The 255-nt window shown below is 51.8% G+C and carries 1 pseudogene; it reads right to left on the bottom strand.

What is annotated here, in order from left to right:
• Positions 1-46 precede the first annotated feature (46 nt).
• Positions 47-255, bottom strand: a pseudogene (locus QMX86_RS28300) (IS481 family transposase); the annotation flags it as partial.

Here is a 255-nt window from a genome sequence, read left to right as displayed (position 1 = left end):
TACCGGGGACATGGTGGACACATGTTCGGAGACATGGTGGACGGTTTTAGATCTTCTTACCTGCCGTCACGATCTGCAAGTTCAAGTCGATTCGAGCGACACGATGTCTACTCCAGTAGACATCGTGAATACCGTCCTCCGTCGTCTCCCTGATCGCTATGCACCTGCCATAAAAAGCCTTTCCGATCTTGTATTCCCGATTCCTCCAGAAGATTTCGCCTCCCACCTGTACCTTCCTGACCACATCTGCGTCGT

This window comes from Pseudomonas sp. PS01270 (genome assembly GCF_029959775.1).
Taxonomy (GTDB): domain Bacteria; phylum Pseudomonadota; class Gammaproteobacteria; order Pseudomonadales; family Pseudomonadaceae; genus Aquipseudomonas; species Aquipseudomonas atacamensis.
This window is presented reverse-complemented; position numbering and strand designations above follow the sequence as displayed.